The organism is Bacillus sp. NS1 (genome assembly GCF_058248265.1).
Window position 1 is genome coordinate 646,451 of record NZ_JBZAZF010000002.1, and the last position, 16,730, is coordinate 663,180.

A 16,730-nucleotide genomic window follows, 5' to 3' on the forward strand; every position below is an offset into this window, starting at 1 on the left:
AAAATGGATTTTAAAGATACACTCTTAATGCCGAAAACAGATTTCCCGATGCGTGGAAATTTGCCAAACCGTGAGCCTGACATTCAGAAGACTTGGGAGGAAGAGGATATCTACCGTCTTGTGCAGGAACGGACGAAAGACCGCCCGAAATTTGTTTTACATGACGGACCTCCGTATGCAAACGGCGATATCCATATGGGACACGCGCTTAACAAGATTTTGAAGGACTTCATTGTCCGCTACAAATCAATGAGCGGCTACAATGCGCCATATGTACCGGGCTGGGATACACACGGATTGCCGATTGAAACGGCTCTCACAAAAAACAAAAAAGTAAACCGCAAAGAAATGTCAGTAGCGGATTTCCGCAAACTGTGCGAAGAGTACGCTTGGAAGCAAATCGAGGGACAGCGTGAGCAGTTTAAACGCCTTGGTGTCCGCGGTGATTGGGAAAACCCTTATGTCACATTAAAACCGGAATACGAAGCGCAACAAATCCGCGTATTTGGTGAGATGGCAAAACGAGGCTACATCTATAAGGGTCTTAAACCGGTTAACTGGTCACCTTCAAGTGAGTCTGCTTTGGCGGAAGCTGAGATCGAATATCAAGACAAACGTTCAGCATCTATTTATGTTGCTTTCGGTGTAAAAGACGGAAAAGGCGTTCTTGAAAACGGCGAGCGCATCATCATTTGGACAACAACGCCATGGACAATTCCGGCGAACCTCGGAATTTCAGTGCACCCTGATCTTGAGTACAGCGTGATTGCAGTAGGTGAAGACCGCTTTGTCGTAGCTAGTGCTTTAGTCGAAAATGTAGCATCTGCATGCGGATTTGATCAATATGAAGTGACAAGAACGATCAAAGGGAAAGACCTTGAGAACATTGTCGCGGAACACCCGCTATATGGAAGAGATTCTCTCGTTATGCTTGGTGAACACGTAACAACTGATGCCGGGACAGGCTGCGTTCATACAGCGCCGGGACACGGGGAAGATGACTTTATCATCGGCCAAAAATACGGTTTAGATGTGTTATGCCCAGTTGATGCAAAAGGTGTAATGACAAGCGAAGCTCCAGGCTTTGAAGGCATGTTCTATGATGATGCGAACAAAGCGATCACAGAGCAGCTTGATGAAAAAGGCGCGCTTGTGAAGCTTGAATTCATTACCCACTCTTATCCGCATGATTGGAGAACAAAGAAACCAACCATTTTCAGAGCGACAGCGCAATGGTTTGCGTCTATTAAAGATTTCAGATCAGACCTGCTTGATGCCATTAAAGAAACCAAATGGGTTCCTGAATGGGGCGAGCAGCGTTTACACAACATGGTTCGTGACCGCGGAGACTGGTGTATTTCCAGACAGCGTGCATGGGGTGTGCCGATCCCGGTATTTTATGCTGAAAACGGAGAACCGATTATTACAGATGAAACCATTGAACATGTTTCTGAATTGTTCAGACAGCATGGCTCAAACATTTGGTTTGAAAAAGAAGCGAAGGATCTTCTTCCGGAAGGCTTTACGCATCCTGGCAGCCCTAACGGCACATTTACAAAAGAACAGGACATCATGGATGTTTGGTTTGATTCAGGCTCTTCCCATCAAGCGGTGCTTGAAGAACGTGAAGACCTCGTTCGCCCGGCTGATTTATATCTAGAAGGATCAGACCAATACCGCGGCTGGTTTAACTCATCTCTTTCTACAGCAGTAGCCGTAACAGGAAAAGCGCCATATAAAGGTGTGCTCAGCCATGGATTTGCACTGGATGGAGAAGGACGCAAGATGAGTAAATCAATCGGTAACGTCGTTGTTCCAGCTAAAGTGATGAAACAGCTTGGTGCCGACATCTTGAGATTATGGGTGTCCTCAGTTGATTATCAGGCGGACGTTCGCGTGTCTGACGCCATTTTGAAGCAGGTTGCTGAAGTATACCGTAAAATCCGCAATACGTTCCGTTTCCTTCATGGTAACCTATTCGATTTTGATCCGAAAACGAATGCGGTGGCTGTCGAAGATCTTCGCGAAGTGGACCAATATATGCTGATTAAACTGAACAAACTGATTGATAAAGTGAAAAAAGCGTATGATGAGTATGAATTTGCAGTTGTATATCACAGCATCCATAATTTCTGCACGATCGAATTGAGCTCATTCTATCTTGATTTCGCAAAAGATATTGTGTACATCGAGCATGCGGATCATCCGGATAGACGCAGTATGCAGACAGTATTCTATGAAACGCTTCTTGCATTAGTGAAGCTTTCAGCGCCTATCCTTCCTCATACGGCTGACGAATTATGGTCTCATTTAACATTTGTTGAAGAGCAGAGCGTTCAGTTGACAGATATGCCGGAAACAATCACGGTTCCAAACAGCGAAGCGACAGAAGATAAATTTGACCGCTTTATGGCTTTCCGTGACGATGTGCTAAAAGCGTTAGAAACTGCGCGGAATGAAAAAATTATCGGTAAATCATTGGAAGCGAACCTGAAATTGTATCCAAACAAAGAAAACCAAGAGCTCTTGGCTTCCATTAAAGAAAATCTTTCTCAGCTGTTTATTGTTTCTGAACTGACAATCAGCGAAGAAAATGAAGCGCCGAACGATGCGCAAAGCTTTGCGACAGGGAAAATCGCTGTCGAGAAAGCCGAAGGCGAAATGTGTGAGAGATCCCGTGTAATTTCAAAAGATGTAGGTGCAAATCCGAAATATCCTACACTCTCACTGCGAAACGCTGAAATCGTTGAAAAATACTATCAAAAATAATGGAAAAGAGCCCGGCGTAAAAGCCGGGCTTTTTTTGTGCCAAGAGTGACATCCTTTAGAACGGCAGGAAAAATCTTATGTGCTTTAGATCATCGTTCACAGGCAACAATATAGGTACTACGTTAAGAGCAGGAGTTGTGATGAATGAATGATCAACTGACCGCAATATATACGGAACTTCTTCTGACGAAAGAAGAATTACAGTCGAGATTATTTGAGTATTCTTGCTTTCAGGCTTCAACAAGCCCACAAGCAGCAATCAATCATAAACAAAAAGCAACTCTGATCTATCACATTAAAGAAGAGCTACAAGACGTTCTCCTCGCATTGTCCAAAATCGAAAACGGCACATTTGGATACTGTGAAGAAACCGGGGATCTCATTCCTCTTTCAAAGCTGGCTGTGCTGCCGACTGCCCGCACAGCAAACGATTTTCTTTACTCTGTCCAATTTGAAAAAAAAACGCTCCCGCTGTGGAAATCAACGGATATCGAATATGGTCAGGCACTGTATGAATAACATTGTCTGGCCGGTTAATATGCCTGATATTTCTTTACTCCAGTGCTTTTTATTGATAAAATGCATAATGGATTAAAGTAACCGTAAACTGGAGGAACGTTTGTGCTGTATTATGTAATTGCACTACTTATTATTGCAGCCGATCAATTGACAAAATGGCTTGTCGTTAAGAACATGGAGCTTGGCCAAAGCATTCCGATCATTGATCAGGTATTCTATATCACCTCCCATCGCAATACGGGTGCTGCATGGGGGATATTAGCCGGTCAGATGTGGTTTTTCTACCTCATTACAACCGCTGTTATTATTGGCATTGTTTATTACATACAGCGTTATACAAAAGGACAAAGGCTTCTTGGAGTGGCCCTCGGACTGATGCTTGGCGGTGCCATTGGCAACTTCATCGATCGGGCTGTCAGACAGGAAGTTGTGGATTTTATCCATGTCATTATTGTGAATTACAATTACCCGATTTTTAACATCGCTGACTCTTCACTATGTGTCGGCGTAATGCTTTTATTTATACAAATGCTGTTGGACAGCGGGAAAAAGAAAAAGGAGCAATAGCATGAATCAATTTGATATAACCGCTTCAGAAGAACAAAAAAGTGAGCGGATTGATAAATTTCTGGCATCGACTGAGAATGATTGGTCGAGAACCCAGGTACAGCAATGGGTGAAAGATGGACAAATTGTCGTGAACGGAAGCCCTGTAAAATCAAATTATAAAATTCAGCCAGGTGATCAGGTGACAGTCACTGTACCTGAGCCAGAAGCGCTCGACGTGCTGGCAGAACCTATGGATCTGGATATTTACTATGAAGATCAGGATGTGCTTGTCGTCAATAAACCTCGCGGAATGGTTGTGCACCCAGCTCCCGGGCATCTTACGGGCACACTTGTAAACGGCCTTATGGCTCATTGCACGGATCTTTCCGGGATAAATGGCGTGATGCGTCCGGGGATCGTTCACAGAATCGATAAGGACACGTCCGGCTTATTAATGGTGGCGAAAAATGATATGGCTCATGAGTCACTTGTAAACCAATTGGTCAACAAAACGGTCACGCGTAAATATACGGCGGTTGTCCACGGGCTTATCTCTCACGATGATGGCACAATTGACGCGCCGATCGGACGGGACAAGAAAGACCGTCAAAGCATGACTGTGACGCGTGATGGCAAAAATGCGGTCACTCATTTTCATGTGCTTGAGCGTTTTCAGGATTTTACGTTGGTGGAATGCCAGCTTGAAACAGGAAGAACGCATCAAATTCGTGTTCATATGAAATATATCGGATTTCCATTAGCGGGCGATCCAAAATACGGACCGAGAAAAACGATTGATTTTAACGGACAAGCCCTTCACGCCGGAATTTTAGGTTTTGATCATCCTCGCACAGGTGAATATGTCGAATTTGAAGCACCGCTTCCGGAGGATATGGCAGAATTAATCGAAAACCTCAGAAAAAACGATTGACAGACTGTTTCTTTTCTGAAATAATAAACGAAGCTGAATAGATTCTTTAAAACAGTCCAGAGAGGCTGAGAAGGATAACGGATAGACGGGATGCGTGTATATGTGCGCACCTTGTCCTGAAACCCCTCTATGCTCTGGCAAGAGGGGTTTTTTCTTCTATATGAACTGTGAGGTGTCATACATTGAATCAAAAAGCTGTCATTCTCGATGAACAGGCAATCAGACGGGCGCTGACCAGGATTGCCCACGAAATGATCGAACGTAATAAAGGAATGAATAACTGCATCCTTGTTGGCATTAAGACAAGAGGGATTTACTTGGCAAAACGTCTTGCGGAACGAATCGAACAGATTGAAGGGAGTCCTGTAACAGTCGGTGAAATTGATATTACTCTTTACAGAGACGATCTTTCCAAAAAAACGAGCAACGAAGAGCCGCTTGTAAAAGGTGCAGATATTCCGGTTGACATTACAGATCAAAAAGTGATCCTCGTAGACGATGTCCTGTACACAGGCAGAACGGTCAGAGCAGGTATGGATGCGCTTGTTGATGTAGGCAGACCTTCCTCCATTCAGCTGGCAGTGCTAGTTGACAGAGGACACCGGGAGCTTCCGATCCGCGCGGATTATATCGGGAAAAACATCCCGACATCAAAAGCTGAAAAGGTTATGGTTCAGCTTGATGAAGTAGATCAAAACGATCTCGTCGCCATTTATGAAAATGAATAATAGATTACCTTTTTAAAGGCAATCCAGAGAGGTTGCAAAGAGGTGCACAACAAAGTCCCGAAAGTATTCGGCAGGTCTTTGTATGCCTCTTTGCGTAAAAATAGCAAAGAGGTTTTTTTATACAGTCATTGAGTCATCCTAAAATGAACGTTAACAATCAGGGGGAAAATCATCATGAGTAAGAAAAAAGTAAATTTAGGAGTCAGGGATGTCCCGACACCTTTCTCTTGGGTTTCATTCAGCCTGCAGCATTTGTTTGCCATGTTTGGCTCAACGATTTTGGTTCCGAAGCTGGTCGGAATGAGTCCTGCTGTGGCATTGGTGACAAGTGGCATCGGGACACTTGCTTACCTTCTGATTACGAAAGGGCAAATTCCCGCGTATCTTGGTTCATCCTTTGCCTTTATTTCTCCGATCATACTAGTAAAAGCGACCGGCGGTCCGGGATCGGCAATGGTCGGGGCGTTTCTTGCAGGGCTAGTGTACGGGCTGATTGCCTTATTGATCAGGCAGCTTGGAACCGGGTGGCTAATGAAGATTCTCCCGCCTGTAGTCGTAGGCCCCGTAATTATCGTCATCGGACTGGGGCTGGCAAGCACTGCGGTAAACATGGCGATGTACGCTGATCCAAACGCGAGTGAATTGGTCTACAGCTTAAAGCACTTCAGTGTCGCAGGAGTTACACTGGCGATCACGATTATTTGCGCGATTTTCTTACGAGGATTTTTAAGCCTGATTCCGGTTCTGATCGGAATCATCGGCGGATACCTGTTTGCCCTTACTCAAGGGATCGTCAACTTCCAGCCGGTGCTTGACGCGAAATGGTTTGCAGTGCCTGAATTTATCATCCCGTTCAAAGACTATTCACCGTCAGTAACACTCGGCATCGCAGCGGCAATGGTTCCTGTCGCGTTTGTGACAATGTCGGAGCATATCGGCCACCAAATGGTGCTAAGCAAAGTTGTTGGACAAGATTTCATTAAAAAGCCGGGGCTGCATCGCTCCATCATGGGTGACAGCGTGGCCACAATCCTTGCTTCCCTGATCGGCGGTCCGCCGACAACGACTTATGGGGAAAACATTGGCGTGCTGGCCATTACAAGAGTATTCAGCGTCTTTGTCATCGGAGGCGCGGCGGTGATTGCCCTTTGCTTCGGCTTTATCGGCAAAATCTCAGCGCTGATCAGTTCAGTGCCGTCAGCGGTCATGGGAGGCGTCTCCTTCCTGCTGTTCGGAATCATCGCATCGAGCGGTCTCAGAATGCTGATTGACAACAAAATTGATTATGAAAACAACAGAAACCTCATTATTACGTCAGTTATCCTTGTGATCGGTGTAGGCGGCGCGTTTATCCAAGTGTCTCAAGGAGGATTCCAAGTGTCAGGAATGGCGCTTGCCGCAATTGTCGGTGTCATCTTAAACCTGATTCTTCCGCAGGCAAAGGAAGAGCAGGCGGACACATCTGAACAACATCATATTTAAAACCTTTTAAAGAAAGTCCAGAGAGGCTTGGAAGGGTTATGAAGAGAAGGAAGCTTCAATGCTGCCCTCTATTTAACCGTACCCCGAGTCTATCTTAGACCGGGGTTTTTTCAGCCTTAAAGTTGAAATGAGAGGGGAAAAAACATGAAGCATTTAACGACGATGAGTGAACTCAGCACTGAGGAAATCAAAGATTTGCTTCTAACAGCACAAGACCTCAAAAGCGGAAAAATAGACAATCAGCTTACGGGAAAGTTTGCAGCAAACCTGTTTTTTGAACCAAGCACGAGAACGCGATTCAGCTTTGAGGTCGCAGAAAAAAAGCTGGGTATGAATGTCCTGAATCTTGATGGAACAAGCACAAGCGTGCAAAAAGGCGAAACCTTATATGACACCATTCGGACGCTCGAGTCAATCGGTGTGGACGTGTGCGTCATCAGGCACAGTGAGGATGAGTACTATGAAGAGCTTGTCAGCAAGGTGAATATCCCGATTCTGAACGCGGGAGACGGATGCGGCCAGCATCCGACACAATCACTGCTTGATGTAATGACGATTTATGAAGAGTTCAATACGTTCAAAGGGCTCACCGTCTCCATTCACGGCGATATCAAACATAGCAGAGTGGCTAGATCAAATGCGGAAGTTTTGACAAGATTGGGTGCCCGTGTCCTGTTTTCAGGTCCTTCGGAATGGCAGGATGAAGAAAATCTATTCGGCACGTATGTCACAATGGATGAAGCAGTTGAGTCTTCCGATGTCGTTATGCTGCTGCGCATTCAAAATGAAAGACATCAGTCTGCTGTCAGTCAGGACGGCTATTTAAACAAATACGGCCTGACCGTAGAACGGGCTGAGCGTATGAAGCAGCATGCGATCATTATGCATCCAGCTCCGGTAAACAGAGGAGTGGAGATTGATGACAGCTTAGTCGAAAGCGAAAAATCAAGAATCTTCAAGCAAATGCAAAATGGCGTATTTATCAGAATGGCAGTGATACAGCGTGCCTTACAAACAAATGTGAAAAGAGGAGAAGCAGCGTATGTCATATCTCATTAAAAACGGCTGGATACTTAACGAAAATGGTGAAAAAACAGAAACGGATATTCGAGTGACGGGAGAAATCATTTCCGAAATTGGCAAGCTTGATGCAGCGGGTGAAGAAACGGTAATTGATGCAAAAGGCTTGCTTGTTTCACCTGGATTTGTCGATCTCCACGTACACTTCAGAGAGCCGGGCGGAGAGAAAAAAGAAACCATTGAAACCGGTGCAAAAGCCGCGGCACGCGGCGGCTATACAACAGTAGCTGCAATGCCGAATACGCGGCCGGTTCCTGATACGAAGGAGCAGATGGAATGGGTGCAAAACCGTATTAAAGAAACATCATGCATCAGAGTTCTTCCATATGCATCCATTACGATCAGACAAATCGGTGATGAGATGACAAATTTTGAAGCTTTAAAAGAAGCAGGGGCATTTGCTTTTACAGATGACGGCGTCGGTATACAGACAGCAGGAATGATGTATGAAGCGATGAAACGGGCAGCCGCGATCGACAAAGCGATTGTTGCACATTGCGAAGACAACTCCTTAATTTACGGAGGAAGCGTTCATGAGGGAACATTCTCTAAAGCGAATGGGCTCAATGGCATTCCTTCTGTGTGTGAATCGGTTCATATTGCCCGCGATGTGTTGCTGGCAGAGGCGACAAACTGCCATTACCATGTATGCCATATCAGTACGAAAGAATCTGTCAGAGTCGTACGTGATGCGAAAAAAGCAGGAATCAGAGTGACAGCAGAAGTGTCGCCACACCATTTGCTGCTTTGTGATGAGGACATTCCGGGGCTTGACACAAATTATAAAATGAACCCTCCTCTCCGCAGTGCGGAAGACAGAGCGGCTTTAATCGAAGGTCTTTTAGACGGAACAATTGATTTTATCGCAACAGACCATGCCCCGCATACAGAAGAAGAGAAAAACACAGAAATGAAGCTGGCGCCATTCGGAATTGTCGGCTTAGAAACGGCGTTCCCGCTCCTATACACACATTTTGTCGAAAATGGCAGCTGGTCGCTGAAACAGCTCATTGACTATATGACAATCAAACCATGCGAAGCATTCGGTCTCCCATACGGAGCATTACAAACGGGGCAAGTTGCTGACATTACGTTAATCGATTTGGAAAAAGAAGCAGTTATAGACAATGAAACATTTTTATCAAAAGGAAAAAATACGCCATTCAACGGCATCAGCTGCACCGGCTGGCCGGTCGCTACAATGGCGGCAGGGAAGCTTGCTTATGAAGAAGGGAGACTTGTCAAATGAAGAGACGATTAGTACTGGAAAACGGAGCGGTATTCGAGGGGAAAGCCTTCGGAAGCTTAGAACACAGCATGGGAGAAGTCGTTTTTAACACTGGGATGACAGGCTATCAGGAAATTTTATCTGATCCTTCTTACTGCGGGCAGATCGTAACATTAACGTACCCGCTTATCGGAAATTACGGCATTAACCGCGATGATTTTGAATCTATTACCCCTTTTGTGAAAGGGCTGATCATCAAAGAATTATGTGAACTGCCTTCCAACTGGCGTTCAGCATACACATTAGACGAGTATTTAAAAATGAAAAACATTCCGGGCCTGCAGGGAATTGATACAAGAAAGCTGACAAGAATGATCCGCACGGCAGGCGCCCTAAAAGGAACATTCGCTTCACCTGATGAAGATATCGAGGCGGTGCTGAAAAGGCTGAACGAAACAGAACTGCCGAGAAATCAAGTATCCCAAGTATCTGCCAAAACAGCATATCCGAGCCCGGGAAGGGGCAAACGCATTGTCTTGGTTGACTTTGGCATGAAGCACGGCATTCTTAGAGAGCTGAACAAACGGAAATGTGACGTTATCGTTGTGCCTTACAACATTACAGCGGAAGAAGTGCTTCAGCTGAAACCGGACGGCATCATGCTTTCTAACGGACCTGGGGACCCGAAAGATGTGCCTGAAGCGATTGAAATGATTAAAGGTGTTCTCGGAAAAGTGCCGTTATTCGGAATATGTCTCGGCCACCAATTATTTGCGCTGGCATGCGGAGCGAATACTGAAAAAATGAAATTCGGCCACAGGGGCTCAAACCACCCGGTAAAAGAGCTGGCTACTGGAAAAGTCGCCTTAACATCTCAAAACCATGGCTATACAGTGTCATCCATCAGCGAAACAGAATTGGACGTGACACATATCGCCATTAACGATGATACGATTGAAGGGCTGAAGCATAAAACACTGCCGGCATTTACGGTTCAATATCATCCTGAAGCCTCACCTGGTCCTGAGGATGCCAACCATCTATTTGACAGATTCATCGAAATGATCGAAACAACAGAGAAAGAAGGGGAAGCGGTATGCCAAAACGCGTAGACATTAACAAAATTTTAGTGATCGGATCTGGACCGATCATCATCGGCCAAGCAGCAGAATTTGACTATGCGGGAACGCAAGCCTGCCTTGCTTTGAAAGAAGAAGGCTATGAAGTCATCCTTGTCAACTCAAACCCTGCCACTATTATGACAGATACAGAAATGGCTGACCGGGTTTACATCGAACCGCTCACTCCTGAATTCCTGACGAGAATCATCAGAAAAGAACGCCCGGATGCCATTCTTCCTACTCTCGGAGGCCAAACCGGTTTGAATCTTGCGGTTGAGCTTTCTGAAAGAGGCGTGCTGGAAGAGTGTGGCGTCGAAGTGCTTGGCACGAAGCTGACTGCGATTCAGCAGGCTGAAGACCGCGACTTGTTCAGAACATTAATGAATGAGCTGAATGAACCGGTGCCTGAAAGTGAGATCATCCACTCTCTGGAAGAAGCTGAAAACTTCGTCAGTCAAATTGGTTTCCCTGTCATTGTCCGCCCAGCATATACATTAGGCGGAACAGGCGGAGGCATCTGCTCGAATGAAACCGAACTGAAAGAAATTGTTGAGAACGGCTTAAAATTAAGCCCAGTGCACCAATGTCTGCTTGAAAAAAGCATCGCCGGCTATAAAGAAATTGAATATGAAGTCATGAGAGACAGCCAGGACCACGCCATTGTCGTTTGTAATATGGAGAACATTGATCCAGTCGGAATCCACACTGGAGACAGTATTGTTGTTGCGCCAAGCCAAACGCTTAGCGACCGTGAATATCAGCTGTTGCGGAATGTATCGTTAAAACTGATTCGCGCACTTGGAATCGAAGGCGGATGTAACGTACAGCTCGCTTTAGACCCAGACAGCTTCCAATACTACATTATTGAAGTAAACCCACGGGTCAGTCGTTCATCTGCCCTTGCATCAAAAGCGACGGGTTACCCGATTGCAAAGCTCGCTGCTAAAATCGCTGTCGGTCTTTCATTAGATGAAATGATGAACCCGGTGACAGGAAAAACATATGCAGCATTTGAACCGGCTCTTGACTATGTCGTATCCAAAATTCCGCGCTGGCCGTTTGATAAGTTTGAATCAGCGAACAGAAAGCTCGGCACGCAAATGAAAGCGACAGGAGAGGTCATGGCAATCGGCCGCACGCTTGAAGAATCATTGCTGAAGGCTGTTCGTTCCCTGGAAGCGGATGTGTATCATCTTGAATTGAAAGACGCTGCTGACATTTCCGATGAGCTTCTTGAAAAAAGAATTAAAAAGGCCGGTGATGAACGCTTATTCTACTTAGCTGAAGCGTACAGAAGAGGCTACACGGTAGAAGACCTACATGAATTTTCCGCGATCGATGTCTTCTTCCTGCATAAGCTGTTCGGAATCGTACAGTTTGAAAAAGAACTGAAGGCAAATGCGGGTGATACTGACGTGCTGAGGCGGGCAAAAGAACTAGGATTCTCTGATAAGTACATCAGCCGTGAGTGGAAAATGAAAGAATCGAAGCTTTACAGCTTGAGAAAACAAGCGGGAATTGCGCCGGTTTTCAAAATGGTAGATACATGCGCGGCGGAATTTGAATCAGAAACGCCATACTTCTACAGCACATACGAAGAAGAAAATGAGTCTGTCGTTACGGATAAGAAAAGTGTGATCGTGCTTGGCTCCGGTCCGATTCGAATCGGTCAGGGTGTTGAGTTTGACTACGCTACTGTTCACTCTGTGTGGGCAATTAAACAAGCAGGCTATGAAGCCATTATTGTCAATAATAATCCGGAAACCGTTTCAACTGATTTCAGTATTTCAGATAAGCTGTACTTTGAACCGCTTACGATTGAAGATGTCATGCACATCATTGATCTCGAACAGCCAATGGGCGTTGTCGTACAATTCGGCGGACAAACTGCCATTAACCTTGCTGACGAGCTTTCTGCACGCGGAGTGAAAATCCTTGGGACTTCATTAGAAGATTTAGATCGTGCGGAAGATCGGGATAAATTTGAACAAGCGCTTGGAGAACTTGGTGTTCCGCAGCCGCTTGGCAAAACAGCGACATCAGTTGATCAGGCGATAAGCATCGCGAGTGATATCGGCTACCCGGTACTGGTGCGCCCTTCCTATGTACTTGGCGGCCGGGCGATGGAGATTGTTTATCATGAAGAAGAACTGCTTCATTACATGAAAAACGCAGTCAAAATCAATCCGCAGCACCCTGTATTAATTGACAGATATTTAACAGGAAAAGAAATCGAAGTGGATGCAGTATCTGACGGTGAAACAGTCGTCATTCCGGGAATTATGGAGCACATTGAACGTGCGGGGGTTCACTCCGGAGACTCAATCGCTGTTTATCCGCCTCAGTCACTTACAGAGGACATCAAGAAAAAAATTGAACAACACACGATCGCACTTGCTAAAGGGCTGAACATTGTCGGTTTGCTCAATATTCAATTCGTCTTATCACAAGGCGAAGTGTACGTGCTCGAAGTAAATCCGAGATCAAGCAGAACCGTACCGTTCTTAAGTAAAATTACGGGTATCCCAATGGCAAATCTCGCCACAAAAGTTATTCTCGGTCAAAAGCTGGCTGTGTTTGGCTATACAGAGGGCCTTCAGCCTGAACAGCAGGGTGTATTTGTAAAAGCGCCGGTCTTCTCCTTCGCTAAGCTGAGAAGAGTGGATATTACGTTAGGGCCTGAAATGAAATCAACAGGTGAGGTCATGGGGAAAGATTCCACCCTTGAAAAAGCACTCTACAAAGCTCTGATTGCTTCAGGCATTCAAATCCCTAACTACGGTTCCGTGCTTTTAACAGTGGCTGATAAGGACAAAGAAGAAGGGCTTGCCATCGCTAAGCGGTTCCATGCGATCGGCTACAACATTTTAGCCACGGAAGGAACGGCAGGTTACCTGAAAGAAGCTTCAATTCCGGCGAAGGTCGTCGGAAAAATCGGCCAGGACGGCCCGAACTTGCTTGATGTGATCAGAAACGGAGAAGCACAGTTTGTTATCAATACGCTGACAAAAGGAAAGCAGCCGGCAAGAGACGGATTTAGAATCAGACGTGAATCAGTAGAAAACGGTGTTGCCTGCTTAACATCTTTAGATACGGCTGAAGCAATCTTGCGAGTACTGGAAAGCATGACATTCCGTGCTGATCAAATGCCGGCAGTCAACACAAATCAGGAGGCGGCAGTCACTATATGAAAAAAGCGTATTTGACAGTATGTTCTAACCAGCAAATTGCAGACCGGGTGTATCAAATGGTTCTGAAAGGGGAGCTTGTCCAAGGGTTTACAACCCCGGGACAGTTCCTCCATCTTAAAGTGAGCGAAGCGGTTACGCCTCTTTTAAGAAGGCCAATCAGCATTGCCGACGTCAACTTTGAAAAAAATGAAGTCACTATCATTTATCGAGTAGATGGGGAAGGCACAAGACTCTTGTCGCTCAAGCAGCAGGGGGAGCTTGTGGATGTCCTCGGACCCTTGGGTAATGGCTTTCCTGTTAATGAAATCCAACCTGGAAAGACGGCTTTGCTGGTAGGAGGCGGTGTAGGTGTGCCGCCTCTCCAAGAGCTGTCGAAACGCTTGAACGAAAAAGGGGTAAAGGTTATACATGTGTTAGGCTTCCAATCGGCAAAGGATGTTTTTTACGAAGAAGAGTGCCGGCAGTATGGAGACACGTATGTGGCAACAGCTGACGGAAGCTACGGGGAAACCGGATTTGTCACAGATGTAATAAAACAGAAAAATCTAGAGTTTGACATTCTCCTCAGCTGCGGGCCGACACCGATGCTGAAGGCGTTAAAACAGGAATATGCCCATAAAGAAGTTTACCTTTCCATGGAGGAACGAATGGGTTGCGGAATCGGCGCATGCTTCGCGTGTGTGTGCCATACAAACGAAAGTGAGACATCCTACGTAAAAGTATGTCTCGACGGACCTGTATTTAAAGCTCAGGAGGTGGCACTGTAATGCTAGAGGTCAAACTGCCTGGACTTGAATTGAAAAATCCGATCATCCCTGCATCAGGCTGCTTCGGTTTTGGAAAAGAGTTTGCACGTTTTTATGATTTATCTTGTCTCGGAGCAATCATGATCAAAGCTACGACAAAGGAGCCCCGCTTCGGGAACCCGACGCCTAGGGTAGCTGAGACTGGCGCTGGAATGCTAAATGCGATCGGTCTCCAAAATCCGGGCCTTGAACGCGTTTTGCAAAATGAGCTACCGTGGCTTGAACAGTTTGATACGCCGATTATTGCCAATGTCGCAGGTTCTCAAGTCGAGGATTACGTTGAAGTCGCAGAGCATATCAGTAAAGCGCCTAATGTTCATGCACTTGAATTGAACATTTCCTGTCCGAATGTGAAGACAGGCGGGATCGCTTTTGGCACGAACCCTGAAATGGCTGCTGATTTGACGAAAGCGGTTAAAGAGGTTTCAGATGTACCTGTTTATGTAAAGCTTTCCCCGAACGTGGCAAACATCACAGAAATTGCGTCAGCGATCGAAGAGGCGGGAGCGGACGGTCTTACGATGATTAACACATTAATCGGCATGAGGCTCGATTTAAAATCAGGCAAGCCGATATTAGCTAATAAAACAGGCGGACTTTCCGGTCCTGCCATAAAGCCGGTTGCCATTCGCATGGTGTATGAAGTCAGCCAAGCGGTCAATATCCCGATTATTGGAATGGGAGGCGTGCAGACGGCCGAAGATGCCTTAGAATTTCTTCTCGCGGGAGCAAGCGCGGTCGCTGTCGGAACAGCAAACTTTGTGAATCCTTTTGCATGCCCGGACATTATTGAACAGCTTCCAGCTGTTTTGAGTCAATACGGCTATCAATCAATTGAAGAGTGCATCGGAAGGAGCTGGAACCATGAAAAACAACCTGCCCATCATCGCGCTTGATTTTGCATCAGCTGAAGAAACGCTAGCGTTCTTAGCGCTCTTTCAGCAAGAACCGTTATTTGTAAAGGTTGGAATGGAACTTTTTTATCAAGAAGGGCCATCAATAGTCAAACAATTAAAAGAAAGAAATTGCGAGCTGTTTTTAGATTTAAAGCTTCATGACATCCCGACCACTGTAAACAAAGCGATGAAGCGCCTTGCCGGTCTCGGAGTGGATCTCGTCAATGTTCATGCGGCCGGAGGCAAAAAAATGATGCAAGCAGCTCTGGAAGGCTTAGAAGAAGGAACGCCGTCCGGAAAAAAACGCCCGTCACTTATCGCGGTAACCCAGCTGACAAGCACATCTGAACAAATTATGAATAATGAACTGCTGATCGAAAAGCCTCTGATCGACACGGTTGTACATTACAGCAAACTGGCAGAAGAAAGCGGGCTCGATGGAGTGGTCTGCTCTGTTCATGAAGCAAAAGCCATTTACCAAGCGGTGTCGCCTTCATTTCTCACTGTCACTCCGGGGATCAGATTGTCAGAGGACGCTGCGAATGACCAAATCCGCGTAGCGACACCCGCGATTGCAAGAGAGAAAGGTTCATCAGCAATTGTAGTAGGACGCTCGATTACAAAAGCGAAAGACCCGGTAAAAGCCTATGAAGCTGTCAGACTCGAATGGGAGGGAATCAAATCATGAAACAAATCATTGCAAAACATCTATTAGACATCCAAGCTGTATTTTTACGCCCGAACGAGCCATTTACATGGGCAAGCGGCATTTTATCGCCAATCTACTGTGACAACCGCCTTACGCTATCTTTCCCTGGGGTCAGAAATGATGTAGCCTCAGGCATCAGTAAGCTTGTCGAAGAGCATTTTCCTGATGCTGAAATGATTGCGGGCACAGCAACAGCCGGTATTCCTCATGCTGCTCTGGCGGCTGACCGTTTGAACCTTCCGATGTGTTATGTGAGAAGTAAACCAAAAGCGCATGGAAAAGGCAATCAGATTGAGGGAGCTGTGCAAAAGGGGCAAAAAACTGTCGTCATTGAAGACTTAATCTCAACAGGAGGAAGCGTACTTGAAGCTGCGGCAGCTTTACAAGCGGCTGGCTGCGAAGTGCTCGGTGTCGTCTCAATCTTTACGTACGGGCTCCCTAAAGCGCAGGAAGCGTTCACGAAAGCAGAACTGCCATACTACTCATTAACTGATTATGATACGCTCACAGAGGTCGCGCTTGAAAACGGGAATATTCATTCAGACGATCTAGAAAAACTGAAAACGTGGAAACAAAATCCCGAGTCAAAAGATTGGTTTAAAAAATAAAAAATAAATTTCGGTGATGTATAGAGGCTTCAAAGCCTTTCTGTACTTGAAAACAGGCCTCGCGGCCTGTTTTTTTATTATTCCTATAAAAAAAGTCGGGTTGACTTATGTTA

General features: G+C 45.8%; 14 protein-coding genes. All 14 read left to right on the forward strand.

What is annotated here, in order from left to right; translation table 11 throughout:
* Positions 1-3: 3 nt before the first annotated feature.
* On the forward strand, positions 4-2,769 hold the full coding sequence (ileS, locus tag AC4CV5_RS08875) for an isoleucine--tRNA ligase (protein ID WP_490922514.1): 2,766 nt from the start codon (positions 4-6) through the stop codon (positions 2,767-2,769).
* Positions 2,770-2,913: 144 nt separating this feature from the next.
* The gene (ylyA, locus tag AC4CV5_RS08880) at positions 2,914-3,288 is read left to right on the forward strand and encodes a sporulation-related RNA polymerase-binding protein YlyA (RefSeq protein ID WP_166853137.1); all 375 of its coding nucleotides are present in this window, start codon (positions 2,914-2,916) and stop codon (positions 3,286-3,288) included.
* Between the two features lie 102 nt (positions 3,289-3,390).
* Complete coding sequence (gene lspA, locus AC4CV5_RS08885; protein WP_166853134.1) at positions 3,391-3,855, forward strand: signal peptidase II; 465 nt, start codon at positions 3,391-3,393, stop codon at positions 3,853-3,855.
* 1 nt (position 3,856) lies between these two features.
* Complete coding sequence (locus AC4CV5_RS08890) at positions 3,857-4,768, forward strand: RluA family pseudouridine synthase (RefSeq protein WP_166853132.1); 912 nt, start codon at positions 3,857-3,859, stop codon at positions 4,766-4,768.
* A 182-nt stretch (positions 4,769-4,950) separates the two neighbouring features.
* On the forward strand, positions 4,951-5,496 hold the full coding sequence (pyrR, locus tag AC4CV5_RS08895) for a bifunctional pyrimidine operon transcriptional regulator/uracil phosphoribosyltransferase (RefSeq protein WP_166853130.1): 546 nt from the start codon (positions 4,951-4,953) through the stop codon (positions 5,494-5,496).
* Positions 5,497-5,670: 174 nt separating this feature from the next.
* Positions 5,671-6,978 (forward strand): uracil permease PyrP, encoded by a 1,308-nt coding sequence (gene pyrP, locus AC4CV5_RS08900; RefSeq protein ID WP_044445174.1) that lies wholly within the window; start codon positions 5,671-5,673, stop codon positions 6,976-6,978.
* A 144-nt stretch (positions 6,979-7,122) separates the two neighbouring features.
* Complete coding sequence (locus AC4CV5_RS08905) at positions 7,123-8,037, forward strand: aspartate carbamoyltransferase catalytic subunit (RefSeq protein WP_166853127.1); 915 nt, start codon at positions 7,123-7,125, stop codon at positions 8,035-8,037.
* Complete coding sequence (gene pyrC / locus AC4CV5_RS08910; RefSeq protein WP_490922519.1) at positions 8,021-9,307, forward strand: dihydroorotase; 1,287 nt, start codon at positions 8,021-8,023, stop codon at positions 9,305-9,307. Before AC4CV5_RS08905 ends, pyrC begins: the two co-directional genes overlap by 17 nt.
* A complete protein-coding gene (locus AC4CV5_RS08915; RefSeq protein ID WP_166853122.1) occupies positions 9,304-10,398 on the forward strand; it encodes a carbamoyl phosphate synthase small subunit in 1,095 nt (364 codons plus the stop codon). Before pyrC ends, AC4CV5_RS08915 begins: the two co-directional genes overlap by 4 nt.
* On the forward strand, positions 10,383-13,598 hold the full coding sequence (carB, locus tag AC4CV5_RS08920) for a carbamoyl-phosphate synthase (glutamine-hydrolyzing) large subunit (protein WP_490922521.1): 3,216 nt from the start codon (positions 10,383-10,385) through the stop codon (positions 13,596-13,598). Before AC4CV5_RS08915 ends, carB begins: the two co-directional genes overlap by 16 nt.
* Entirely contained in the window at positions 13,595-14,365 is a 771-nt protein-coding gene (gene pyrK / locus AC4CV5_RS08925) for a dihydroorotate oxidase B electron transfer subunit (protein WP_222142798.1), read from the forward strand. The genes carB and pyrK overlap by 4 nt, the downstream gene beginning before the upstream one ends.
* A complete protein-coding gene (locus tag AC4CV5_RS08930) occupies positions 14,365-15,300 on the forward strand; it encodes a dihydroorotate dehydrogenase (protein ID WP_222142799.1) in 936 nt (311 codons plus the stop codon). Before pyrK ends, AC4CV5_RS08930 begins: the two co-directional genes overlap by 1 nt.
* Positions 15,269-15,988, forward strand: a complete 720-nt coding sequence (gene pyrF / locus AC4CV5_RS08935; RefSeq protein WP_222142800.1) for an orotidine-5'-phosphate decarboxylase — start codon at positions 15,269-15,271, stop codon at positions 15,986-15,988. The genes AC4CV5_RS08930 and pyrF overlap by 32 nt, the downstream gene beginning before the upstream one ends.
* Complete coding sequence (gene pyrE / locus AC4CV5_RS08940) at positions 15,985-16,617, forward strand: orotate phosphoribosyltransferase (RefSeq protein ID WP_282707829.1); 633 nt, start codon at positions 15,985-15,987, stop codon at positions 16,615-16,617. The genes pyrF and pyrE overlap by 4 nt, the downstream gene beginning before the upstream one ends.
* The last annotated feature ends 113 nt before the right edge of the window (positions 16,618-16,730 follow it).

Coding starts and splice junctions, on each gene's coding strand:
- pyrP (WP_044445174.1), top strand. CDS start 5,671: ATGAGTAAGAAAAAAGTAAATTTAGGAGTCAGGGATGTCCCGACACCT.
- AC4CV5_RS08930 (WP_222142799.1), top strand. CDS start 14,365: ATGCTAGAGGTCAAACTGCCTGGACTTGAATTGAAAAATCCGATCATC.
- carB (WP_490922521.1), top strand. CDS start 10,383: ATGCCAAAACGCGTAGACATTAACAAAATTTTAGTGATCGGATCTGGA.
- AC4CV5_RS08915 (WP_166853122.1), top strand. CDS start 9,304: ATGAAGAGACGATTAGTACTGGAAAACGGAGCGGTATTCGAGGGGAAA.
- pyrF (WP_222142800.1), top strand. CDS start 15,269: ATGAAAAACAACCTGCCCATCATCGCGCTTGATTTTGCATCAGCTGAA.
- ylyA (WP_166853137.1), top strand. CDS start 2,914: ATGAATGATCAACTGACCGCAATATATACGGAACTTCTTCTGACGAAA.
- ileS (WP_490922514.1), top strand. CDS start 4: ATGGATTTTAAAGATACACTCTTAATGCCGAAAACAGATTTCCCGATG.
- AC4CV5_RS08905 (WP_166853127.1), top strand. CDS start 7,123: ATGAAGCATTTAACGACGATGAGTGAACTCAGCACTGAGGAAATCAAA.
- pyrC (WP_490922519.1), top strand. CDS start 8,021: ATGTCATATCTCATTAAAAACGGCTGGATACTTAACGAAAATGGTGAA.
- pyrE (WP_282707829.1), top strand. CDS start 15,985: ATGAAACAAATCATTGCAAAACATCTATTAGACATCCAAGCTGTATTT.
- pyrK (WP_222142798.1), top strand. CDS start 13,595: ATGAAAAAAGCGTATTTGACAGTATGTTCTAACCAGCAAATTGCAGAC.
- AC4CV5_RS08890 (WP_166853132.1), top strand. CDS start 3,857: ATGAATCAATTTGATATAACCGCTTCAGAAGAACAAAAAAGTGAGCGG.